The organism is Lysobacter koreensis, assembly GCF_042677045.1.
Classification (GTDB): domain Bacteria; phylum Pseudomonadota; class Gammaproteobacteria; order Xanthomonadales; family Xanthomonadaceae; genus Lysobacter_K; species Lysobacter_K koreensis.
This window is the reverse complement of the sequence record NZ_JBHTIH010000006.1, coordinates 23,992-47,767: the sequence shown is the minus strand read 5'-3', so window position 1 is coordinate 47,767 and position 23,776 is coordinate 23,992. Positions and strand designations below refer to the sequence as shown.

At 68.0% G+C, this 23,776-nt stretch carries 19 protein-coding genes and 2 pseudogenes; 15 read left to right on the top strand and 6 right to left on the bottom strand.

The window, feature by feature from the left end; genetic code table 11:
* The first annotated feature begins 54 nt into the window (after positions 1–54).
* Together ACFQZQ_RS11610 and ACFQZQ_RS11605 are read left to right on the top strand one after the other, a co-directional pair.
* Positions 55–411 (top strand): hypothetical protein, encoded by a 357-nt coding sequence (locus ACFQZQ_RS11610; protein ID WP_386812958.1) that lies wholly within the window; start codon positions 55–57, stop codon positions 409–411.
* 323 nt (positions 412–734) lie between these two features.
* Entirely contained in the window at positions 735–1,259 is a 525-nt protein-coding gene (locus tag ACFQZQ_RS11605) for a hypothetical protein (protein ID WP_386812957.1), read from the top strand.
* Between the two features lie 84 nt (positions 1,260–1,343).
* Here the strand turns inward: ACFQZQ_RS11605 and ACFQZQ_RS11600 are convergent, their stop codons facing one another.
* Both ACFQZQ_RS11600 and ACFQZQ_RS11595 read right to left on the bottom strand, forming a co-directional pair.
* Positions 1,344–1,538: a helix-turn-helix domain-containing protein gene (locus ACFQZQ_RS11600; protein ID WP_386812956.1), complete on the bottom strand. Its 195-nt coding sequence runs from the start codon at positions 1,536–1,538 to the stop codon at positions 1,344–1,346.
* An 808-nt stretch (positions 1,539–2,346) separates the two neighbouring features.
* The gene (locus ACFQZQ_RS11595; protein ID WP_386812955.1) at positions 2,347–2,766 is read right to left on the bottom strand and encodes a hypothetical protein; all 420 of its coding nucleotides are present in this window, start codon (positions 2,764–2,766) and stop codon (positions 2,347–2,349) included.
* Between the two features lie 118 nt (positions 2,767–2,884).
* Here ACFQZQ_RS11595 and sufT point away from each other — a divergent pair, with 118 nt between their 5' ends.
* The 10 genes and pseudogenes from sufT to ACFQZQ_RS11545 all read left to right on the top strand — a co-directional run bounded on the left by sufT (position 2,885) and on the right by ACFQZQ_RS11545 (position 18,313).
* Positions 2,885–3,442 (top strand): putative Fe-S cluster assembly protein SufT, encoded by a 558-nt coding sequence (gene sufT, locus ACFQZQ_RS11590; RefSeq protein WP_386812954.1) that lies wholly within the window; start codon positions 2,885–2,887, stop codon positions 3,440–3,442.
* Between the two features lie 288 nt (positions 3,443–3,730).
* Positions 3,731–5,488, top strand: a complete 1,758-nt coding sequence (locus ACFQZQ_RS11585) for a S8 family serine peptidase (RefSeq protein ID WP_386812953.1) — start codon at positions 3,731–3,733, stop codon at positions 5,486–5,488.
* Positions 5,489–5,668: 180 nt separating this feature from the next.
* Entirely contained in the window at positions 5,669–6,118 is a 450-nt protein-coding gene (locus ACFQZQ_RS11580; RefSeq protein ID WP_386812952.1) for a hypothetical protein, read from the top strand.
* A gap of 379 nt (positions 6,119–6,497) precedes the next feature.
* A pseudogene (locus ACFQZQ_RS11575) lies at positions 6,498–8,228 on the top strand (S8 family peptidase); the annotation flags it as partial.
* A gap of 129 nt (positions 8,229–8,357) precedes the next feature.
* Positions 8,358–8,591: a proprotein convertase P-domain-containing protein gene (locus ACFQZQ_RS11570; RefSeq protein ID WP_386813047.1), complete on the top strand. Its 234-nt coding sequence runs from the start codon at positions 8,358–8,360 to the stop codon at positions 8,589–8,591.
* Positions 8,592–8,721: 130 nt separating this feature from the next.
* Positions 8,722–9,984: pseudogene (locus ACFQZQ_RS11565) on the top strand (M12 family metallo-peptidase); the annotation flags it as partial.
* Positions 9,970–10,596, top strand: coding sequence for a proprotein convertase P-domain-containing protein (locus ACFQZQ_RS11560; RefSeq protein ID WP_386813046.1), 627 nt, complete (start codon positions 9,970–9,972; stop codon positions 10,594–10,596). The pseudogene ACFQZQ_RS11565 and the gene ACFQZQ_RS11560, both read left to right, overlap by 15 nt.
* A gap of 535 nt (positions 10,597–11,131) precedes the next feature.
* Positions 11,132–13,624, top strand: a complete 2,493-nt coding sequence (locus ACFQZQ_RS11555; RefSeq protein WP_386812951.1) for a M4 family metallopeptidase — start codon at positions 11,132–11,134, stop codon at positions 13,622–13,624.
* Between the two features lie 181 nt (positions 13,625–13,805).
* Positions 13,806–16,019, top strand: a complete 2,214-nt coding sequence (locus ACFQZQ_RS11550; protein WP_386812950.1) for a M20/M25/M40 family metallo-hydrolase — start codon at positions 13,806–13,808, stop codon at positions 16,017–16,019.
* A gap of 227 nt (positions 16,020–16,246) precedes the next feature.
* A complete protein-coding gene (locus ACFQZQ_RS11545; RefSeq protein ID WP_386812949.1) occupies positions 16,247–18,313 on the top strand; it encodes a proprotein convertase P-domain-containing protein in 2,067 nt (688 codons plus the stop codon).
* 123 nt (positions 18,314–18,436) lie between these two features.
* On the opposite strand, the gene ACFQZQ_RS11540 is transcribed toward ACFQZQ_RS11545, so the two are convergent.
* From ACFQZQ_RS11540 to wrbA, 3 genes are all read right to left on the bottom strand, one after another.
* The gene (locus ACFQZQ_RS11540; protein WP_386812948.1) at positions 18,437–18,925 is read right to left on the bottom strand and encodes an asparaginase domain-containing protein; all 489 of its coding nucleotides are present in this window, start codon (positions 18,923–18,925) and stop codon (positions 18,437–18,439) included.
* A gap of 342 nt (positions 18,926–19,267) precedes the next feature.
* Positions 19,268–19,654 (bottom strand): DUF2069 domain-containing protein, encoded by a 387-nt coding sequence (locus ACFQZQ_RS11535; protein ID WP_386812947.1) that lies wholly within the window; start codon positions 19,652–19,654, stop codon positions 19,268–19,270.
* Positions 19,651–20,244 carry an NAD(P)H:quinone oxidoreductase gene (gene wrbA, locus ACFQZQ_RS11530; protein WP_386812946.1) on the bottom strand — a complete coding sequence of 198 codons (594 nt, stop codon included), beginning with the start codon at positions 20,242–20,244 and terminating at the stop codon, positions 19,651–19,653. The genes ACFQZQ_RS11535 and wrbA overlap by 4 nt, the downstream gene beginning before the upstream one ends.
* 279 nt (positions 20,245–20,523) lie before the next feature.
* On the opposite strand from wrbA, the gene ACFQZQ_RS11525 reads away from it, so the two are divergent.
* From ACFQZQ_RS11525 to ACFQZQ_RS11515, 3 genes are read left to right on the top strand one after another with little or no spacing between them, the layout of a single operon-like run.
* Positions 20,524–21,807 carry a YihY family inner membrane protein gene (locus tag ACFQZQ_RS11525; RefSeq protein WP_386813045.1) on the top strand — a complete coding sequence of 428 codons (1,284 nt, stop codon included), beginning with the start codon at positions 20,524–20,526 and terminating at the stop codon, positions 21,805–21,807.
* 4 nt (positions 21,808–21,811) lie between these two features.
* A complete protein-coding gene (locus ACFQZQ_RS11520; protein ID WP_386812945.1) occupies positions 21,812–22,405 on the top strand; it encodes a TlpA family protein disulfide reductase in 594 nt (197 codons plus the stop codon).
* Entirely contained in the window at positions 22,402–22,671 is a 270-nt protein-coding gene (locus ACFQZQ_RS11515) for an acylphosphatase (protein ID WP_386812944.1), read from the top strand. The genes ACFQZQ_RS11520 and ACFQZQ_RS11515 overlap by 4 nt, the downstream gene beginning before the upstream one ends.
* Positions 22,672–22,837: 166 nt before the next feature.
* Here ACFQZQ_RS11515 and ACFQZQ_RS11510 read toward each other — a convergent pair whose 3' ends face one another.
* Positions 22,838–23,611 (bottom strand): alpha/beta fold hydrolase, encoded by a 774-nt coding sequence (locus ACFQZQ_RS11510; protein ID WP_386812943.1) that lies wholly within the window; start codon positions 23,609–23,611, stop codon positions 22,838–22,840.
* Between the last annotated feature and the right edge of the window lie 165 nt (positions 23,612–23,776).

Sequence of the window (23,776 nt, the reverse complement as noted above, 5' to 3'; positions counted from 1 at the left end):
GGCATCGTGCGGGCGTGATGTCCGCGCGTTAGGACTTACAAGGAGATTTCACAGATGTTGAAACATGTAGCGGTTGCGCTGATTTCCTCAGCTCTCGCGGTCGCCTCCGCCAGCGTCCCCGCGCAACGGGGGTTGGTGCGAATTGATGCAACAAGTAGCGAGTCTGCCGAGGCCTCGTACAAGGCCATGATGCGAGACCGATCTGCCGCCGAGCAGCAGAAGTTGGCTTTGGCGGTACTGGTACTCAACATGGAAGGGGTCGAGAGCGCCCGAGAGGCGATGGACAACCCGGAGCTCCAGTCTCCTTCGATAGGCCGAATTAAAGACAAGGTCGCGGGGATGACCGCAAAGCAGATCATTGAGACGGCAGCGCGAAACCCGTCAGTGCGTATTGAAGTCTCTGGCCAGTAAGGGCGAGCAATTCGTTCAAGCCGAACCCGCTTCGCTGCTTCGTTGAAATGTATCGTCGGCATTGCTGCACGACCTCACGATCAGCCGGTAGCGGACCGGATTAGTTCAGACGATCACGCCGCGTCGGCGATGGGCGCTCTCACGGGGCGCGCAGTGCGCAGCAGCGCATGCCGCGCGCACCAGGCGATCGGTAGCCCGCCGGCCCCGTGTGCGCCCATAGCCGTTCGCTTGGGGCGCGCCAAGCGCGCAAACGTGCACTGCAGGCGTAGGGTGCAACAGGCAAAGTCACTGCCTGTCCCTGAGCGCCATTGCGGAGAAGCGAAATGAAGCGCGCCGTGTTGCTTACGCTACTGCTCGCTGCGGGTTGCTCGGGCCCCGTGCTGAAAACCGGGCACGTCCCGGGATGGCAAACGGTAACGGCAGCCGGGGGCTTCATGCTCGCGCTACCTCGTGGACTCAAGGCGATGCCGGTCCAGGGAATCGATTCTGCCGTGTCGCATTTCCAGGGAAGCGACTTGACCCTATCCACCGACCACGGCGAGCACGGCGGCATTCCCGATGAGCAGGGCTGGACGCGGAAAGAGATTCTGGTGGATGGACGGCGCGGAATCCTGACCCGTGGACGCGTTGCGAATGGGAGCGACATGCCGTTTGCGGCAGTTGCGCACTTTCCGCAGCCGGCAGCGCCGACTGCTCACGGGAAGACGCCTAGCCCTTACGGAATCTGGAATCAGTCGCTGTCGCTGACAGTGACGGCGAGGTGCGGGACGCAGGCAAGCTGCGACCTCGGCGAACGCGCCATGCACAGCCTGGAGTTTCCCGAGTCGTTCCCGCGTTCAAGGGAGTAACCGAATCACCTCCACCCGTGCGAGGTGCTTCCCGGGTGGCGTGGACTCGGAACTCATCTGCGATCGAAGTATGCGGACGGCCCCTCAAGCCGCGTTGCACGCCGGCGCCGCGGCATGCCGACGCGCCTGCGTGGTGGTGACCCCGAACGCGTGCTTGAACGCGCGGCAGAACGCGCTCTGGCTTTCGAAGCCGAGCACCTCGGTGATCCCGCCCACCGGCATCCCGGTGTCGCGCACCAACTGCCAGGCGCGCTCGGAGTCGCCCGGACGCGGTGCCACCCGCGCCAGCCGGCACCAGCGCGCGGCGCACCCCGCGTGGCGTGGCGCCTTCCCAAGGGAACAGTTCGGGCGCTAATCCGGCGCCGTCGTGGTGGACCGATGCACCCAGGTGCCGGGTGCAGGTCGTCGCCCGGCACGCTGGCCAGGCCCAGCGGCGTGGGCAAGCGGCGTGGGCAAGCGGATCGCGTGGTAGTCCAGTCCCATGGCGGGGCCCGGCGGGCGGCGTGGCCGATAGGGCGCCGCCGGCTCCGCGGCAGCGCCAATCCGCGCGCGTTCGAGGGAGCCAATCGCCGCATCCCGTGGTCGCGGACCGGCTCGCGCCGAGGGTTCCTTGGAACGCGACAACGCGGTGGTCGCACCGCTTCCAAGCGGTTCCCGGGCCCTCGAGAGCGGTCATCCCGCGGCTCCAGAGCGGTTGCGTGAGCCTCGAGAGCGGTCATTGCACCGCTCCAAAGCGTCTCTCCGAGGCCCGAGAGCGCCTATTGCACCGCTTTAATGCGGTTCGCGGACCCTCGAGAGCGGTCATTGCACCGCTTCCAAGCGGTTCCGCGAGCCTCGAGAGCGGTCATTGCACCGCTTCAAAGCGGTTCCCGGAGCCTCGAGAGCGGCTATTGCACCGCTTCAGAGCGGTTCCGGGAGCATCCACGACGGGGTCTCACAGCGTGAAAGCCGGTTCCGGACGGCCCCGGCGGGCCTGGAGGGGGCAGGCGGTCGCACGATCGAAGGTGGCACCGGCCAGGCGGGGCTGTGCCAGGCCTGCCTGCAAGAAGCTGAGCGGCGCTGTGCAGCGCGGCGAAGGGGCACGACCTCAGCGCGAGGCGAACGCTGCCACCACCAGCGCCAGCGCGACCCACAGCGCGTCGCCGACGCCGTTGGCCAGCTGCAGCAGCGTGAGCGCGTGCTGGCTGCCCAGCCGCAGCGCCGAATCCCAGGGCGTGATGCCCAGGTCGTAGCCCATCTGCGCGGCGGCGATGCCCCAGTTGGCGATCGCCACGATCGCCGCGGTGGCCAGCACCCCGGCCACCACCCGCCCCGGCCCGCGCGGCCAGCCGCCCAGGCGCAGCATCAGCGCGACGTCGAGCGCGCCCAGCACCGCCATCCAGCTGTGCTGGCGGTCGGTATTGAGGCCCAGCATCACCCACAGCGCGGCGAAGCCGCCGATGCCGAGCAGCAGCAGCGCCCACGACCACCAAGTAATGCGATGCGAGGGCAGGGCGGGGTTGGTCATCGGCAGTTCGGTCGCGGCGCGGACAAGCCGCACAGCATAGCGGCCCGGCTTCCACGCCGTAGCAACCGCTAGAATGGTGGGCCTTGCGTGGCGTTCCGCGCAGCCTCATCTCCCTGGCATGTATTCCCGCAGCAGCGAACCCGTCCGTTTCGAGCGCGATTGCGCCGCCGTCCTCGTGCCGCAAGGTGAGGTGGTCAGCCTGCCCGCGGGCAGCGTCGGCTACATCACCCAGGCGCTGGGTGGCAGCTACACCGTGTTCGTCGAGGGCAACCTGTTCCGGATCGCCGGCAACGACGCCGACGCGATCGGCAAGGACCCGCCCGAGCCGCTGCAGCTGGCTCCCGGCGCCGACGACGAGGCGGTCGAGCAGCTGGTGTGGAAGCAGCTGCGCACCTGCTTCGACCCGGAGATCCCGATCAACGTGGTTGACCTGGGCTTGGTCTACGAGGCGGTGGTCAAGCCGCACGACGAGCAGCCGGGCCAGCGCCTCGTTGAAGTGCGCATGACCCTGACCGCGCCGGCCTGCGGCATGGGCGACATCCTGGTCGACGACGTGCGCAACAAGCTCGAGATGATCCCGACCGTGGTCGAGGCCGACGTCGAACTGGTGTTCGACCCGCCGTGGAACCGCAACATGATGTCCGAGGCCGCGCGCCTCGAGACCGGAATGTTCTGACCCTGACAGGGGTGGAACCGCCGGCAGATGCCGGGGCCGACGCTCCCCGCGACAGGCCCAATTCGTCAAGTTGTGACGTCGCCAGCCATTCAGGCGTGAATTAATGCTGCACCTGCAGCGTGAACTTGTCCGCTTGCCGGGCTAGCTTGCGTTATCGGGCGGCTTCGGGTGCCCGATTTGCCAGTCCGACGGACGAGGGCGCTGAGCCGCCCACAGAAACACGCTCCGCCAAGGACTCACTGCCGCCTCGCGCGGTCCTTCAATAAGCACTCAGCTTCGGGGAAGTTCATGTCGGTAATTTCGCAACGTCGCGTGCGCCTGCACGCGCTGGCGGCCGCTACCGCGGTCGCATTGTCCTCGTTCGTCGCTGCACCCGCGCTCGCCGGCAAGGCCGAGCTCAGTGGCCTGGAATCCGCAGGCACCCATGACCGCTTCATCGTCAAGTACCGCGACGGCAGCGCCGAGCGCGCCGACGTCGCCAAGGCCAGCGCCGGCCTCGGCCGCGCCGCCGCGGGTGCCCGCACCGGCATGAAGATGGCGCACCTGCGCCGCATGTCCTCGGGCGCCGACGTGGTCAAGGCCGACCGCAAGCTCGATCGCGCCGAGGCGCAGTCGCTGATGCTGCAGCTGGCCGCCGACCCGAACGTCGAGTACGTCGAGGTCGACCAGTTGATGAAGGCGGTGATGACGCCGAACGACACCTTCTACAGCAGCGAGCAGTGGCATTACTTCAACGCGACCGGCGGCATGAAGGCCAACGAGGCGTGGGACGTCACCAGCGGCGTCGGCTCCGTGGTCGCGGTGATCGACACCGGCATCACCAACCACACCGACCTCAACGCCAACATCCTGCCGGGCTACGACTTCATCAACGACGCGGCGATGGCGCGTGACGGCAACGGCCGCGATTCCAACCCGAACGACGAAGGCGACTGGTATGCCGCCAACGAATGCGGCGCGGGCGTGCCGGCATCCAACTCCAGCTGGCACGGCACCCACGTCGCCGGCACGGTCGCCGCGGTCACCAACAACGCCAGCGGTGTTGCCGGCGTCGCGTTCGGCGCCAAGGTCGTGCCGGTGCGCGTGCTCGGCAAGTGCGGCGGCTACACCTCCGACATCGCCGACGCGATCACCTGGGCGTCGGGCGGCACGGTCAGCGGCGTGCCGGCCAATGCCAACCCGGCCGAAGTCATCAACATGAGCCTGGGCGGCTCCGGCACCTGTTCGGCCACCTACCAGAACGCGATCAACGGCGCGGTCGGCCGTGGCACGACCGTCGTCGTCGCCGCCGGCAACAGCAACGTCAACGTGTCCGGCGCGGTGCCGGCCAACTGCGCGAACGTGATCGCGGTGGCCTCCACCACGATCACCGGCCAGCGTTCGAGCTTCTCCAACTACGGCACCGGCATCGACATCGCCGCGCCGGGTTCGGACATCCACTCGACGCTCAACGCCGGCACGACGGTCCCGGGCGCGCAGAGCTACGCGTCCTACAACGGCACCTCGATGGCGACCCCGCACGTCGCCGGCGTCGTGGCGCTGGTGCAGGCGCATGCGACCACGCCGAAGACCCCGGCGCAGATGGAGGCGTTGATCAAGAGCACGGCGCGCGCGTTCCCGGTCACCCCGACCCAGACCATCGGCCCGGGCATCCTCAATGCCAAGGCCGCGGTCGATGCCGCCAACGGCGGCGGTGGCGGTGGCACCACCACCTACAGCAACGGCACCGACTTCACGATCAGCGACAACGTGACCGTGGATAGCCCGATCGCGGTCTCCGGCCGCACCGGCAACGCGCCGAGCAACGCCTCGGTCACGGTTGCGATCGTGCACACCTACCAGGGCGACCTGAAGGTGGACCTGGTGGCACCGGACGGTTCGCTCTACAACATCCACAACCGCACCGGCGGCAGCGCCGACAACGTCAACAAGACGGTCACCCTGAACCTGTCGACCGAAGTGCTCAACGGCACCTGGAAACTGCGCGTCAACGACAACGCCGCCGGCGACGTCGGCTACATCAACAGCTGGAGCGTCACGTTCTGATCCACGGCGCGAGATAGGCCGCGATCGGCTGCAACGGATCGTGGGCAGCAACCAGACCCCGGCTTCGGCCGGGGTCTTTTGTTGTTCAGCGCCGGCGGCGTAGCGTGCGTCGGGCAATCCCGCGTTGCATTCCGAGAGAAAGTCCAATGTCCATGCGACTTCGCCGGCAGCATGCCGGGCATGCGCGGTCGCCGCAACGCCTGGCACCGCGGCTCGGCCCTGCTGTTCCCGGCCTGGAAGAGCGCCGCCATGGCCGCCGCTGATCCCGCTGCCGCCCAGCTGGGCGAGTTGGCGGGCGACGGGCCGTTCCAGCAATTCATCGTCAAGTACCGCGACGGCAGCGAGCCGCAGCTCGACGAGGCGGCGGTGCAGCCACGCCTGGACGCCACCGCCGCGGGCAGCAGCCTGGGCGGGGTCGAAGCGGGCAGGGCGCTCGCGCTGCGCTGGCAGCGACGCCTGGCGGTGGCGGCCGATGTGGTCCGGGCCGAGCGGCCCCTGGACCGCGCCGAAGCGGCGCGCCTGATGCAGCAGTTCGCCGTCGATCCGGCGGTCGAGTACGTCGAGGTCGACGGGATCGTCAGCCACCAGCAGGGCGGCATCGGCCTGCAGCCGATGGGGTCGGCCGACTAGGCCCTGACGATCAGTACGGACGCCGTCGACGGCGGCGACCCGGAAGGTCGGTTGTGGTCCCGTGCGGTTACCTATCGGCGGATTTTCCTATTGCGCCGCAGCAATTTTGCAGCTAGGCAGGCCGGGCCCACTCCCGGGGTCGATCCGCCATGTGCTTGTTGCTGCTGGCTTTTATGACCGGTTACTGAACGAGCTCGCGCGCCGCCCGCTTCCATACGGCGGCCCCGGTTTGTTTCAAGCTTGCAACCTCCCGTAGGTTCGTCGAGCGGACACAGTCGGCAAAGTGCTCCGTCTTGACGCGCTCTGGCCCGGGCAATCGATCGCCGCCAGACGCCCTTCGCCGCGCTGCGGCACATTCCTGTTCGGGGGTTCCAACACGATGTCTGACCGTACCCTGCGGGGTCTTCGCACCCACGCACTCGCCGCTGCGACCGCGGCCGTCCTCACCGCTTCCGTGTTCGCCGCGCCGGCGTTCGCCGCCGGCCAGGGCCGGGTCCACACCGGCGGCCTGCAGTCCGCCACCAGCCACGACCGCTTCATCGTCAAGTACCGCGACGGCAGCGCCGAGCGCGCCGACATCAGCCAGGCCCGCTCCGGCCTCAACCGCGCGACCGCCGCCGGTGGCAAGGCCGTGCAGCTGGGCCACGTGCGCCGCATGACCCAGGGCGCCGACGTCGTCAAGGCCAACCGCAAGCTCGACCGCGCGGAAGCCGAGTCGCTGATGCGCGAGCTCGCCGCGAACCCGAACGTCGAGTACGTCGAGGTCGACCGGCTCAACAAGCCGCTGCTGACCCCGAACGACACCAACTTCAGCCAGCAGTTCGGCTTCGGCACCGGTGCCGGAGGCACCTACGCCACCCAGGCGTGGGACGTCACCAGCGGCGCGGGCACGGTCGTGGCGGTGCTCGACACCGGCATCACCAACCATTCCGACCTCAACGCCAACGTCCTGCCCGGCTACGACTTCATCATCGACACCGCGGTGTCGAACGACGGCAACGGCCGCGACAGCGACGCCAGCGACCCGGGCGACTACTACGCCGCCAACCAGTGCGGCGCGGGCGTCCCGGCGTCCAACTCCAGCTGGCACGGCACCCACGTCGCCGGCACCATCGCCGCGGTGACCAACAACGCCAAGGGCGTCGCCGGCATGGCGTACAACGCCAAGATCGTGCCGGTGCGCGTGCTCGGCACCTGCGGCGGCTACGACTCCGACATCGCCGACGCAATCATCTGGGCCTCCGGCGGTACCGTCAGCGGCGTGCCCGCCAACGCCAACCCGGCCGAGGTGATCAACCTCAGCCTCGGCGGCAGCGGCGCGTGCGGCGCGACCACCCAGTCGGCGATCAACGGCGCGGTGTCGCGCGGCACCACCCTGGTCATTGCCGCCGGCAACGACAACGGCCCGGTGTCCAATGCGTCCCCGGCCAACTGCGCCAATGTGGTCGCGGTCGGCTCCACCACCAGCACCGGTGCGCGTTCGAGCTTCTCGAACTACGGTGCGGGCGTGGATGTCGCCGGCCCGGGCTCCGCGATCATGTCGACCCTCAACGCCGGTGCCACCACCCCGGGCGCCGAAAGCTACGCGTCCTACAGCGGCACCTCGATGGCGACCCCGCACGTGGCCGGCGTCGTCGCGCTGATGCAGTCCGTGGCGACCACGCCGAAGACCCCCGCGGAGATCGAGGCGCTGCTCAAGAGCACCGCGCGCGCGTTCCCGGTCGCGCAGACGCAGCCCAACGGCGCCGGCATCGTCCAGGCCCGGGCCGCGGTCGACGCCGTCAACGGCACGCCGCCGCCGCCGACCGGCGTGCTCAGCAACGGCACGGCCGTCACCGGCCTGTCGGGTGCGGCCGGCGCCGAGTTGCGCTACACCCTGGTCGTTCCGGCGGGCGCCACCAACCTGCGGTTCGTCACCTCCGGTGGCACCGGCGATGCCGACCTGTATGCCAAGTTCGGCAGCGCGCCGAGCACCACGCTCAACGACTGCAAGTCCGAAGGCGGCACCAACGCCGAGACCTGCACGATCGCGACCGCGCAGGCGGGCACTTACCACGTGCTGGTCAAGGGCTACTCGGCGTTCTCCGGCCTGAGCCTGACCGGCAGCTACACCACCGGCGGTGGCGGCGGCGCGCAGACCTACAGCAACACCAGCGACTACACGATCGGCGACAACGTCACGGTCGACAGCCCGATCACGGTCTCCGGCCGCACCGGCAACGCGCCGAGCAACGCCTCGGTGACGGTCGCGATCGTGCACACCTACCAGGGCGACCTGAAGGTGGACCTGGTGGCCCCGGACGGTTCGCTCTACAACATCCACAACCGCACCGGCGGCAGCGCCGACAACGTCAACAAGACGGTCACCCTGAACCTGTCGACCGAAGTGCTCAACGGCACCTGGAAACTGCGCGTCAACGACAACGCCGCCGGCGACACCGGCTACATCAACAGCTGGAGCGTCACGTTCTAAAGCGGTAATCGCAAAGCCCCCGGCCTGCCGCCGGGGGCTTTTGCTTTTCTGCGGTGTGGTTCGCGCGCGCCACACGATGTCCGCACGTCGCGCATGTCAGGCCCATCAACTTACATGGAGTAACAAAGGCATGAATCGCACGCGTTCCCTCGCACGATGCTTTCTGCTGTCTGCCGGCATCCTGGTGAGTGCTTCGGCATTCGCCGGCCAGCCGCTGTTCCTTGGCGAAGCCCGGCCCGAGGCCGCCGCCCAGGGCACGGCCAACCGCCTGGCCGCCAAACGCGACACGGCCGCGCTGCGCGTGCTACGCGCCAATCCCGCCGTGGTCTCGGCCGGCACCCCGGAAATCGAAGTCGACCTGGGCGGCCGCCGCGTCAACCTGGTGCTGGAAAACGCCCGCAACGTGTCGGGCGGCAGCCTGGTCTGGACCGGTCATGTCCGCGAGACTGCCAAGCCCGCGGCGGTCACCTCGCGCGAGGTGCGCCACGACGCCAACAATTCCGCCATCCTCGTCCGCCGTGGCCAGGGCATCACCGGCAACGTGCGCATGAACGGCAAGCTGTTCCGCATCCGCCCGCTCGGCGACGGCAACCACGCCGTGATCGAGGTCAACGACGCGCTGATGCCGCCGGAACACCCGGCTGCGTTCGCGCACGTGCCCAGCATCCGCATGGCGGCCGCGCAGGCGCAGCGCACGACCACCAGCATGGTCGGTGCCGCGGCCATCGATCCGGGCCCGACCGCGACGATCCGGGTCATGGTGGTGGCCACCAACGACGCCGTCACCGCGTACGGCGGCGACATGCAGGCGTTGGTGCAGCTGGCGGTGGCCGAGTCCAACCAGGGCTACGTCAACTCCAACATCGGCATCAACATGGAGTTGGCCCGTTACGAGACCACCAGCTATGCCACCGCCGGCATGAGCACCGACCTGTCGCGTTTCCGCGGCACCAGCGACGGCTCGATGGATAGCGTGCACGCCACCCGCGACGCCAACGCCGCCGACGTGATGGTGCTGGTGGACAACGATTCGTCGGCCTGCGGCCTGGCCTCGGGCATCGGTTCGAGTGCGTCGACCGCGTTCGCCGTCGCCTACTGGGACTGCATCACCGGCTACTACAGCTTCGCCCACGAAGTCGGCCACCTGCAGTCGGCGCGCCACGACCCGGCCGCCGATCCCACCACCACCCCGTACGCCTACGGCCACGGCTATCGCGCCCCGAACAACGCCTGGCGCACGGTGATGGCCTACAACTGCAGCCCGAGCTGCCCGCGCATCAACTACTGGTCCAACCCGGACGTGACCTACCAGGGCCAGGCGATGGGCACGACCAATACCCACCACAACCAGCGCGTGCTGGTGAATACCAAGGCAACGATGGCGGGTTTCCGCGGTGCGCCGCCGGCCAATGTCGCGCCGACCGCCAACTTCGGTTTCACCACCAGCGCGCTGACCGCGAACTTCACCGACAGCTCGACCGACCCGGACGGCACCATCGTCGCGCGCAGCTGGAACTTCGGCGACGGCACCACGTCCACCGCGACCAACCCGAGCAAGACCTACGCCGCCGCGGGCACCTACACCGTCACCCTGACCGTCACCGACGACGATGGCGCGACCAACAGCAAGTCGTCTTCGGTCACGGTCAGCACCACCAGCGGCCCGCAGACCTACAGCAACACCAGCGACTACACGATCAGCGACAACACCACCGTCGACAGCCCGATCACGGTCTCCGGCCGCACCGGCAACGCGCCGAGCAACGCCTCGATCACCGTGGCCATCGTGCACACCTACAAGGGCGACCTGAAGGTCGACCTGGTGGCGCCGGACGGCACGCTCTACAACATCCACAACCGCACCGGCGGCAGCGCCGACAACGTCACCGGCACGTTCACCAAGAACCTGTCGAGCGAGGCGTTGAACGGCACCTGGAAGCTGCGGGTCAACGACAACGCCGGCGGCGACGTCGGCAGGATCGACAGCTGGAGCGTGACGTTCTGATCCACGCGTGACGCCGAAACGGTGGCACGCGAGCCGCCGTGAAGAAGACCCGGCTCCGGCCGGGTTTTCTTTTTTTGCGGCGGTCACCCTGGCGACGACGGGCCAGGCGCCCGACCGCGTCCGCACCGGCGCGCGCGTTACACAGTAACGGTGGCACGCTGGAGCGCCCGCGCTAACCGTTGCTGCGGTGCGGAATTACTGACGTGCCACGTCATGTCCAACGTGTCGCTGGCACGCCGAGCGTCGCTGGCCGATGCGCTGAAAGCACGCAGTGGCGGGGGTTGCTGCCGCGATGGCAAGGACCTTGCGTAATCCGCACCCGAGAAATTCTCTTGGGCGGTTGACGCTGGGCGTCACCACGCCTTCAACTCCCCGGGCCACCGAGCGCCGCAGGCCTCGCATGGCAATCCGAAGGGACACTCGGCTACGTCGGCAGACGAAACGCAAGGACGCGAGTGACAGGGCGGATGCACCAACGGTAGTGAACGGGTCGCCAGCGCGGCCTCTTTTCCATATCTGTTCGGGAGTATCTAGAGTGAATCGCACTGCACGCACCACGGCGCTTGCCGCCGCCACCACGCTGGCGCTTGTCGCCGGCGGTGTCTCCGCCGCCGACCGGGTCGACCTGGGCCGCCTCGATGTCAACGCGCTGAAACAGCAGTACAGCGCCGGCATCGCCAGCACCGGCGCGCCGACCATGGACCACGCGCGCCACGCCGCCCTGATCGGCCTGGACGCCGAATCGCGCCTGCTGCTGAAGAAGCGCCACGCCGACCTGGGCGTGCGCAACCACCGCTACCAGCAGACCTTCCGCGGCGTGCCGATCTTCGGCGAAGGCGTGATCGTCAGCGAGGACAGCCAAGGCAACACCCAGGCCCTGTTCGGGCGCATGGCCACCGGCCTGGCCAGCGAGCTGCCCTCGGTCAACGCCCGCCTCGACAAGGCGCAGGCGCTGGCCATCGGCAAGCGCGCCGGCCTGGGCGACCGCCTCGCCGCGATGCACGTCGAGAACGAGAAGTCCGAGAAGGTCATTTTCATCGACGACAGCGGCCGCGCGCACCTGGCCTATGCCGTGTCGTACTACGCCGATTCCTTCGCCGGCGGCGCACCGACGCGACCGTTCGTGATCGTGGACGCCAACAGCGGCCGGGTGCTGAAGCAGTGGGAAAACCTGCAGCACGCCCTGATCGGCACCGGTCCCGGTGGCAACACCAAGACCGGTCAGTACGAATACGGCACCGACTTCGGCTTCAACGACGTGGCACAGAGCGGCAGCACCTGCACGATGAACAACGCCAACGTCAAGACCGTGAACCTCAACCACGGCACCTCCGGCTCGACGGCGTATTCCTACAGCTGCCCGCGCAACACGGTGAAGAGCATCAACGGCGCGTTCTCGCCGCTCAACGACGCCCACTACTTCGGCAACGTCGTGTTCAACATGTACCAGGACTACATGGGCGCGCCGCCATTGACCTTCCAGTTGATGATGCGCGTGCACTACAGCAACAACTACGAGAACGCGACCTGGAACGGCTCGGCGATGACGTTCGGCGACGGCGCCACCACGTTCCATCCGCTGGTCAGCCTGGACGTGTCCGCGCACGAGGTCTCGCACGGCTACACCGAGCAGAACTCGGGCTTGGTCTACTCCGGCCAGTCCGGCGGCATGAACGAAGCGTATTCCGACATCGCCGGCGAAGCGGCGGAGTTCTTCAAGGACGGCAGCAACGACTTCCTGGTCGGTGCGCAGATCTTCAAGGCCACCGGCGCGCTGCGCTACATGGCCAATCCGCCGCAGGACGGCCGCTCCATCGGCCATGCCTCCAACTACACCAGCGGCATGGACGTGCATTACTCGTCCGGCGTCTACAACAAGGCGTTCTACCTGCTGGCCACCACCAGCGGCTGGAACACCAAGAGCGCGTTCCAGGCGTTCGCGCGCGCCAACCGCGACTACTGGACGGCCAGCAGCACCTTCAACCAGGGCGCATGCGGCGTGCAGAAGGCCGCGACCGACATGGGCAAACCGGTTGCGGATGTCATCGCCGCGTTCTCGGCCGTCGGCGTCACCGCGTCGGGCACCAACTGCGGCGGCGGTGGCGGCAACGCCAACCCGGTGGCCAACTTCAGCTCGAGCATCAGCGGCCTGACGGTAGCGTTCACCGACACGTCGACCGATTCGGACGGGACCATCGCGTCGCGCAGCTGGACCTTCGGCGACGGCACCAGTTCGACCGCGACCAACCCGAGCAAGACCTACGCCGCCGCCGGCACCTACTCGGTGGCTTTGACGGTGACCGACAACGGCGGCGCCACCAACACCAAGACCGGTTCGGTCACGGTCGGTGGCGGCGGTGGCGACACCGTGCTCAGCAACGGCGTGGCCAAGACCGGCCTGGCCGGGGCGACCGGCACCGAGCTGCGCTACACGATGGTGGTTCCGGCCGGTGCGACCGGGCTGAAGTTCGTCACCGCCGGCGGCACCGGCGATGCCGACCTGTACGCCAGGTTCGGCAGCGCACCGACCACCACGGTCAACGACTGCAGGTCCGAAGGCGCGACGAACGCCGAGACCTGCACGATCGCGACCGCGCAGGCCGGTACCTACCACGTGCTGGTCAAGGCCTACTCGGCGATCTCCGGCGTCAACCTGACCGGCAGCTACACCACCGGCGGCGGTAGTACGCAGACCTACAGCAATACCGCCGACTACCCGATCGCCGACAACGCCACGGTCGACAGCCCGATCACGGTCTCCAGTCGCACCGGCAACGCGCCGAGCAACGCCTCGGTGACGGTCGCGATCGTGCACACCTACCAAGGCGATCTGAAGGTCGACCTGGTGGCACCGGACGGTTCGCTCTACAACCTCCACAACCGCACCGGCGGCAGCGCCGACAACGTCAACAAGACGGTCACCCTGAACCTGTCGACCGAGGCGTTGAACGGCACCTGGAAGTTGCGGGTGAACGACAACGCGGCGCAGGACACCGGCCGGATCGACAGCTGGAGCATCACGTTCTGATCCATCCGGCTCCGGCCCGTGCGGGCCGGAGCCTGGTTGGCTGTTCTCTCCAGGCAAGCGAGCTACGGGCGAGGGAGGGCCTCGCCCGATTTTTTCGGGTCGATCCGCATCGATCCGCAATTCCTCCTGGCGCGACCACGACCGAGTCGACGGGGCGTGCCCGCATACAAGGAAAGTACCGATGAAACTGCATCCCCTCCACCTCGCGCTGGCCTCGCTGGCGTTGTTCGCGGGCGCCGCCCAGGCTCAATCGCAAGCCAAGCACCACCACGCGATCGATGCCGCCACCGCACAGCAGCTCGAGCGCGACCCGTTCGCGCCCGTCTACATCGTGACCTCGCGCGACACCTACCAGGCGTCATTGCAGGGCTTTGCGACCAATGCCAGCGGACGCCGCGACAGCGTCGGCAGCGAACTCGTGCTGGCCCAAGTACTGGCCCACCAGCTCACCGACATCAGCCATCGGGTGCACGAAGACCGCAAGCAGTGCGGCGGCTACTTTGCCTTCGCCAGCCGCGCTCAGGCCGATGCGTTCATCCGCTCCGAACGCGCCGCGCAGGCGGTGGCGTCCACCACCACGCTGGCCTACACCATCGACAACCAGGCGACGGTCAGCCCGTGGCTGCCGCAGGTCAGCGCCAGCAACATCTTCACCACGATCGACCACCTGCAGGGCTACCAGAACCGCTACTACGCCAGCACCACCGGCCAGCAGGCCGCCGAATGGATCCGCAGCACCTGGCAGAACCTTGGCGCCGGCCGCAGCGACGTGAGCAGCGAGCTGTTCACCGCCTGCAGCAACTGTTCGACCCAGCCGTCGGTGATCCTCACCATCCAGGGTGCCGAATTGCCCAACGAGATCGTGGTGCTCGGCGGCCACCTGGATTCGATCAACTCCAGCGGCGGCGGCAGCAGCACCCAGCGTGCGCCGGGTGCCGATGACGATGCCTCGGGCATCGCCACGCTGACCGAAGTGCTGCGGGTCGCGCTCGCCAGCGGCTGGCAGCCCAAGCGCACGGTCAAGTTCATGGCCTACGCCGCCGAGGAAGTCGGCCTGCGTGGCTCGAATGCCATTGCGCAATCGTTCAAGAACAGCGGCAAGAACGTGGTGGGCGTGCTGCAGCTGGACATGACCAACTACCGCACCGGTTCGTCGGTCGACATGCGCATCACCACCGATTACACCAACACCGGCCTCAACGCGTTCATGGGCAACGTATTCGACACCTACCTGGCGCCGCTGGGCCTGGTGCGCGGAACCACGAGCTGCGGCTACGCCTGCTCCGACCACGCGTCGTGGACCAGCGCCGGCTATCCGGCCGGCTTCATGTTCGAGGCCACCACCTTCAACCAGATCCACAGCACCGGTGACACCCTGGCGAACATGGGCAACAACACCAACCCCAGCGCCAACATCGGCAAGTTCGCGCTGGCCTTCCTCGGCGAACTGGCCAAGACCGCCGGCACCACCGGCAACACGCCACCGGTGGCGAACTTCAGCAGCAGCGTCAACGGCCTCACGGTGGCGTTCACCGACACCTCGAGCGACGCGGACGGCAGCATCGCGTCGCGCAGCTGGACCTTCGGTGATGGCACCCAATCGACGGCGGCCACCCCCAGCAAGACCTACGCCGCCGCGGGCACCTACTCGGTGGCGCTGACGGTTACCGACAACGGCGGTGCCAGCAACACCCGGACCAGCTCGGTGACGGTCGGCAGTGGCGGCGGCAGCGTGTTGAGCAACGGCGTGGCCAAGACCGGCCAGTCCGGCGCGGCGGGGGCGGAACTGCGCTACACCCTGCCGGTGCCGACCGACACCGCGATCAGCAACCTGAAGTTCGTCACCGCCGGCGGCAGCGGCGACGCCGACCTGTACGTCAAGTACGGCAGCGCGCCGACCACCACGCTCAACGACTGCAAGTCCGAAGGCAGCAGCAACGCGGAGACCTGCACCATCGGCACCGTCCAGGCCGGCACCTACCACGTGCTGGTGAAGGGCTACAGCGCGTTCTCGGGCCTGAGCATCACCGGCAGCTACAGCACCGGACCGGGCGTCATCACCTACAGCAACCCCGCCGACGTCACGATCAGCGACAACGTCACGGTCGACAGCCCGATCACGGTCTCCGGCCGCAGCGGCAACGCGCCGACAAATGCGTCGATCACCGTCGCCATCGTGCACACCTACAAGGGCGACCTGAAGGTCGACCTGGTGGCGCCGGACGGCTCGCTCTACAACCTTCACAACCGCACCGGCGGCAGCGCCGACAACGTCACCGGCACGTTCACCAAGAACCTGTCGAGCGAGGCGTTGAACGGCACCTGGAAGCTGCGGGTCAACGACAACGCCAGCGGCGACGTCGGCAGGATCGATTCGTGGAGCATCACGTTCTGATCCACACGCTCGACACGCGGCGGGTGCCTGCCGCCCGCCGCGTCCCAGCCTCGGCTTGCCGGGGTGATGGTTTGGATCGCCAGCCGGCTTCGTGATCCACAGGGGATTGGATTGAGTTGGGATGGTTTGCCGCAAGCCCGCATCGGCGACGGCCATCCATGGAACCTTGATTGCCGGGAATGGATACGCGTACCGCGACCCTCAATTCCGTACATGGAGCGAGTTCAATGAAACGACCCAGTGGTTCCCCCAAGCGGTTCGGCCTGTCGGGCATGTTGCTGGCGGGCATGCTTTCGGTAGGCATGCTGTCGATAGGCGTGTTGTCGATCGGCACGGCCCACGCCGCAACGGGCGCTCGCCCGGCGGCCTTCGACCATCGCGTCGGGCGCCTCGACAACGTCGAGATGCGGCTCATGCCCGCCGTCGACGTTGCACGCCTGCGCAGCGAGGACGTGCAACGCGAGGCTCGCGACTTGGCCCCGCGCTTCGCGCAGTCGCTCGCGGTCGACCTCACCCCGCAGAACGCGGGCCAGTGGGAGGACCTCGACGCCAACCACCTGGTCTGGCGCCTGCGCGTGCGGTCGCGCGGGGCGTTGTCGCTCAACTTCGGTTTCAGCCAGTACGCGATGCCGGCCGGCGGACGCCTGCTGGTGTACCCGGCGGCGCTCGCACCGAGCGACGACCAGAGTCTCGTCCGCAGCTTCACCGCGGCCGACAACGAGGCCCACGGCCAGCTGTGGACGCCGATCGTGCCCGGCGACGAGGCCGTGATCGAAGTGGTGGTGCCGCGCGCGCTGGCGGGGCAGCTGAGGCTGCGCTTGGCGAAGGTCGGCCACGACTACCGCGGCTTCAGCCGCATGGCCCGGCAGATGGAGCTGATCCAGCCGCAGGGCACATCCGGCAGCTGCAACATCGACGTGGTCTGCCCGGCCGGTGACGCCCATCGCCCGCAGATCCGCTCGGTGGCGGCGATCTCCACCGGCGGCAGCCTGTTCTGCAGCGGCAGCCTGCTCAACAACACCGGCAACGACCGCAAGATGTTCTTCCTCACCGCCGCGCACTGCGGCATCACCGCGAGCAATGCCGCCTCGCTGGTGACCTACTGGAACTACCAGAACTCGACCTGCCGCGCGCCGGGCAGCCCGTCCAGCGGCCAGGACGGCGACGGCACCCTCGACCAGTTCCTGACCGGTGCGTTCTTCCGCGCCGCCAGCAGCGCGTCGGACTTCACCCTGGCCGAGCTCGACGATGCCGCGCCGGCGGCGTTCAACCTGTTCTGGAGCGGTTGGGACCGTCGCAGCGGCGACTTCGCCGGCGCCACCGGCATTCACCATCCCAGCGTCGCCGAGAAGCGCATCAGCCATTCCGACACGGCCACCCGCACCACCAGCTACAGCGGCACCGCGTCGCCGGGCAATGGCAGCCACATCTGGGTGTTCTGGCAGCCGACCGGCGGCATCACCGAAGGCGGTTCCTCGGGCTCGCCGTTGTTCAGCCCGGAAAAGCGCGTGATCGGCCAGCTGCACGGTGGGCCGTCGTCATGCAGCGCCACCGGCCAGAGCCGCAGCGACTACTACGGCCGGGTGTCGGTGTCGTGGACCGGCGGCGGCAGCAACGCCACGCGCCTGAGCAACTGGCTGGATGCCGGCGGCACCGGTGCGCAGTTCATCGACGGCATCGACTCGAGCGGCGGTGGCAACGCCCCGCCCGTGGCGAACTTCAGCTCGAGCGTGAGCGGGCTCACCGCGACCTTCACCGACAGCTCCACCGACTCCGATGGCACCATCGCCTCGCGCAGCTGGAACTTCGGTGACGGCGGCACGTCGACCGCGACCAACCCGAGCAGGACCTACGCCGCGGCCGGCACCTACACGGTCACGTTGACGGTCACCGACGACGACGGCGCCACCAACACCAGGACCTCCTCGGTCACGGTGGGCGGCGGGGGCGGGCCGCAGACGTACACCAACGCCAGCGACTACCCGATTGCCGACAACGCCACCGTCGACAGCCCGATCACGGTCTCCGGCCGCACCGGCAATGCGCCCAGCGCGGTCAACATCGCGGTCAACATCGTGCACACCTACAAGGGCGACCTGAAGGTCGACCTGGTCGCGCCCGACGGCACGCTCTACAACCTGCACAACCGCACTGGCGGCAGCGCCGACAACATCAACACCACCTACAGCCGCAACCTGTCCAGCGAGGCGCTCAACGGCACCTGGAAACTGCGGGTGAACGACAACGCCAACGCCGACACCGGCTACATCAACAGCTGGAGCGTCACCTTCTGATCGAGTCGCGATAGCACGCAAGAAAAAAGCCCCGGCTTCGGCCGGGGCTTTTCGTTGGGGAGGCGAGGAAAATCCGCGGCAAGGTCGCATGGCGAAGACGTGGCTACTGGAACGCCGCGTATCTCAACCCAGCGCCTCGAAGCGGTTCGCGTCGACGTTTTTGCGCACCTTCTCCGGGTCCCAGATGCGGCCGTTCATGGCGATGTACACGCCCGGCGGCAGGCACTGCACCGCGCCGACCGCGGTGCCGATGTTGAACTCCGCGTCCGAGCCGCGGAAGCGCGCCGGGCTCAGCGCGCCGGTAAGCACGATGGTCTTGTCGGCCAGGCTGGCCAGCACCCTGGCGGTCTCGACCATGGTGTCGGTGCCGTGTGTGACCAGCACGTGCCGCGCCGGCTGCGCGGCGATCGTGGCGCGCAGCAGTTCGCGGTCCTCGGCGCTGATGTGCAGCGAGTCCTTGCGGATGATCGGGATCACGGTGAACTGGAACGTCACCCCGAGCTCGCGCAGGATGCCGCCGATCTGCGGCTCGCCGATCTGGTAGTCCGACTTGTCGTCGAAGTAGATCTTGTCGATCGTGCCGCCGGTTGTGACGATGCAGAGCTGGTCCATCGTGGGCAATCGCGTGCGAAGAAGAGGCTGCGATTATAAGCCCCCCGAACTTTGCTCCCTCCCTTGCGAAGCAGGGGGCGAAGCGGGGCGCTTGCGAGCCATTGGCTCGCGCCCCGATAAGCGCCGACGGGCTATGCCCGTCGGCCGGACGGTTAGGGGAGGGGTGCTTTTCGCACCGCGCGGAAAACCCAAAGCACCCCCTCCCAACCGTCCGGCCCGCAGGCAAAGCCTGCGGTCATTCGTCAGCCCGCAAGCCAGTGGCTTGCAAGCGGGCCTCCTCATCCCCCTTCGCTGCGCGAAAGGGGAGGAGCAAAACAGTCCTCGCGCTCTAAATTCGCTCAACTACTTCGTGCGCGCGGCCTTCTTCTGCGCCAATCGCGCGCGCATGCCCGGGCCACTGGCGGCGAAGATGATCACCAGCGCCAGCGCGACCTCGGCCAGCGCGTAGCCGCGCTCGCCCGGGCGCGAGTAGGCGACCATCACCCCGTGGCTGAACCAGAACAGCGCGAACACCGAGGCCCAGTAGCCGGCGGTGCGGCGCCCGCGCCAGCGGCCGAGCGCGAGCAGCGCCGGCGGCAGCGCGAACACCACCAGCGCGACCCACGGCGACGGCGTCGGCGCGAACCAGACCACGAACAACACCGCGAGCAGCGCCAGCGCCGCTACCAGCACGCGCGCGGCGCGGGTGGTCGGCGGCACGCCGTTGCCGGAATTCGTGGAAGCGCTCATGCGCCCAGCTTCGCGGCGGTCATCGCCAGCCGCCGGCCAAGCGCGCGCGCGAGCTGCGCCTCGTCGTCGCTGAGCTGCGGATCGTCGCCGGTGCCCGCGACGTGGCTGGCGCCGTACGGCGTGCCGCCGCTGTGCGTGGTGCTCAACCGCGGCTCGGTATAGGGAATGCCGAGCAGCACGCAGCCGTGGTGCAGCAGCGGCACCATCATCGTCAGCAGGGTCGACTCCTGGCCGCCGTGCATGCTCGCGGTGGAGGTGAACACCGCCGCCGGCTTGCCGACCAGGGTGCCGCTAGCCCATTCGCTGCCCAGGCCGTCGAGCCAGTGCTTGAGCGGCGCGGCCATGTTGCCGAAGCGGGTCGGGCTGCCGAGCGCGAGGCCAGCGCATTCGACCAGGTCGTGCGCCTGCACGTAGGGCGCGCCGTCGTCGGGCACCGGCGGCGCGGCGGTCTGGGTGACCGCGGCCACCGGTGGCACCGTGCGCACGCGCGCCGCCATGCCCTCGACTTCGCCGATGCCACGCGCGACCTGCCGCGCCAAGCCCGCGACCGAACCGCCGCGGCTGTAGTAGAGCACCAGGATCTCAGGCATGCGTTCCTCCATCAAAGCCGATCAAGCCTAACGCTTTTGCTCCCTCCCTAGCGCAAAGCACAGCGGAGGCTTCTGCTCCCTCCCTTGCGCAACGCGCAGGGGAGGGTTGGGGAGGGGTGCTGTTGCTGTTGCCTCCATTTCGTATCAACAAGCAACGAGTGCCTTGGCAAAAAGAAAAGCAAGAGCACCCCCTCCCAGCCTCCCCCTGCGCTTCGCGCAAGGGGAGGAGAAAAAGAACGGCCAATGCGATGCACACCACGCATCGGTTACCCTCGCGCGATGGAACCGCTGGATTCATTGAACCGCTGGAGCGACCGCCTGCGCGACCGCGCGCGCGCGGACACGTTCTTCCGCTTCCTCGCCAAACGCTCGCTCGACGACAACCTGTTCCAGGCCGCCGGCTCGCTGGCATTCACCACCGTGTTCGCGCTGGTGCCCCTGTCGATGGTGGTGTTCGGGGTGTTGGCCGGCTTCCCGGTGTTCAGTCAGTGGAGCGACCAGCTCAGCGACTACGTGTTCTCCAACTTCGTGCCGTCCGCGGCGCGTTCGGTCGAGGATTACCTCAAGCAGTTCTCCGCCAACGCCGGCAAGCTGACCACCGCCGGTATCGTCGCCCTGCTGGTGTCGCTGCTGATTACCCTGACCAGCGTCGAGTCGACCTTCAACCGCATCTGGCGGGTCAAGTCGGCGCGGCCGAAGTTCAGCCGGTTCCTGGTCTATTGGACGGTGCTCACCCTGGGCGCGCTGCTGGCGGTGGCGAGCATGGCGATCTCGGCGCGCTTCTTCGCGCTGTCGGTGTTCGAGACCCAGGTCGGCAACCTGCTCGAGCGTTTCATGCTGCAGCTGGCGCCGATGATGATCGAGCTGTTCGCGATCGCGACCATCTACCGGGTGGTGCCGCACCGCACGGTCAAGTGGCGGCACGCCGTCGCCGGCGCGGTGCTGGCGACATTCCTGTTCGAGGCGATCAAGTGGGCCATCGGCCTGTACCTGGGCAGCTTCGGGGCGGGCGCGTACGCGAAGATCTACGGCACGCTCGCGTTCGTGCCGATCTTCCTGCTGTGGATCTACCTGGGCTGGGTCGCGGTGCTGCTGGGCGCGTCGCTGGCCTCGTCGATCTCCGCGTTCCGCTACCAGCCGGCGAACATGCGCCTGCCGCATGGCTACGAGATGTACGGCCTGCTGCGCCTGGTCGCGCGCTTCAACGAGGCGCGTAAGCAGGGCAGCGGCTTGCACAGCGACCAGATCCAGCAGCTCGAGCCGATGCTTACCGACGAGTTGGTGCAGCAAATGCTTGCGCAGTTGTGCCAGATCAACCTGGTGCGGCGCGCCGAAGACGGCGAGTGGCTGCTGTCGCGGGATCTCGACGACCTGACTCTCGCCGAGCTCTACGAGGCCTGCCAGCTGCGCATCCCGATCGCCGAGGCGCACTTGCCGTGCCGCGAGGATTCGCTCGGCCACGCCGCCACCGCCGCGATCGACGAACTGCGCATTCCGCTGCGCGACCTGCTCAAGCGCCGCGTGGGCAGCATCCACGCGGACCCGGCCAAACACCAGGACTGACCCGATGCCGTCTTCCGCCTCACCCGTGCTGTTGTTGTCGATCGCGCTGCTGCTGGCGGCCTGCAAGCCGGCGCCGCCGGGCGAGCAAAAGCCCGCCGCCGGGCCGGCGCCCACGACCGCCGCGCCGGCCACCCGGCCAACGAAAACCTCGCCAACCCCGTCGCCGGACGCCGCACGCGCCACGCCGGTGATCCCCGCGCTGCGCATCGCCACCCTCGACGGCACGCCGTACGAGCTGTCCGCGCACCGCGGCAAGTGGGTGGTGCTCAACTTCTGGGCGACCTGGTGCGCGCCGTGCCTGAAGGAGATGCCGGAGCTGTCCGCGCTCGATGCGATGCGCGAGAACATCGAGGTCGTCGGTCTGGCCTACGAGGACATCGAGCCGGCCGACATGCGCGCGTTCCTGAAGAAACACCCGGTGGTGTACCCGATCGCGATCGTCGACACCTACGACCCGCCGAAGGACTTCGACACGCCGCGCGGCCTGCCGACCACCTACCTGATCGCGCCCGATGGCACGGTCGCGAAGAAGTTCCTCGGCCCGGTGACCGCGCGCGAGATCGAGGCGGCGATCGCGGCCGGGAAGGTGGCGCCGTGAGCGCGGCACGGTTCCTGGTCGGCGGCAAGGTGCAGGGCGTGTGGTTTCGCGCCTCGGCCCGCGACCAGGCGCAGGCGCTGGGCCTGCGCGGCCATGCCCGCAACCTCGCCGACGGCCGCGTGGAAGTGCTCGCGGTCGGCGATGACGCCGCGATCGACGAGCTGGCCGCCTGGCTGCGCATCGGCCCGCCGCTGGCGCGCGTGGAGGAGCTGGAGCGATTCGAAGCCGATGCCGGCGAGGCCCACGTCGGCTTCAGCATCGATTGAAGGCGGTACCTTGGTTCGAAAGGGATCAGTCCGGAGTGGGCAAGTTCCAGGCAGAAAAAACGAACCTGACCCCTGTTTCTCTTTCTTGCGTTTGCGCCCGCCGGGCCGGCCGGCCCACTCTGCGGCGGATTCAAACGGTATTGTTCTCTGACCCCATACAGGACCGTCATCGCGTCGCGGCAAGAATGACGGCGACCGTCTCCTCCGGCATATCCCACATGGGAAAGTGCCCGCTGGCTTCGAACCAATGCAGGACCGCGGAAGGAAAAGCCAACTGGGCCCGCGCCGCCTGTCTTGGAAGGCACAGACGGTCATTCCGGCCCCATCCAATCACGATTCGCCGAGCGGGGTCGGCGGCAGGACCGGCCTGCTCCGGTCCGGTGGCAAGATCGCGGACCAGGGCATCGAATGTCGATGTGGTGCTCAGGCCCGTCAACTCGGTCGCGACCACCTTAGGGTCGAGCGCCCAGGGGTGCGAGGAGAGCTGCGCCAGCAATACGGTGCGCGTCGCCGCGTTCCGGCTCAGCATTGGCAGTCCGGGCCGGATTGCCCGCAGCAGTCGCCCTGAAATCCCGATGGTGGTCCGGAAAAACGTTCGCTCCCACCCCCGCCAGAAGCCGCCCGGATCAAGTGCGACAACATTTCCCACGTTGCCGCGTCGAGCGAGTTCAAGCACGATTCGCGCGCCCATCGAACTGCCGACGAGATCGATCCCCACCAAATCATTGTCTGCGATGTAGCGCTCGACACTTCCCACCAGACCGAAAAACGCTCCGCTGTCATGCTCAACCGGCGAGGCACCATGTCCGGGCAGGTCAATCGCGATGACGGTTCGGTCGATGCTCAACGCATCCAGGATGGTGCTCCATGACCGCCAACTTCCGCCCAGACCGTGGACGAGCAGAAGCTTGCGGCCGGTGCCACGTTGGATATGGTGCATTTCTGGATTCCTTCGCTTCGACACTTAACGCTGATGATCCGCCGGCGGCGCCAGCGAAGCAGGCCTCGGCATGGTTTATGTTCGGCCGTGATTTGCGCGTGCACGCGGAGTGCTTTTCACCACCAGAAACCGAAACGGGGTCAACCGAAACGGGGTCAGGTTCGA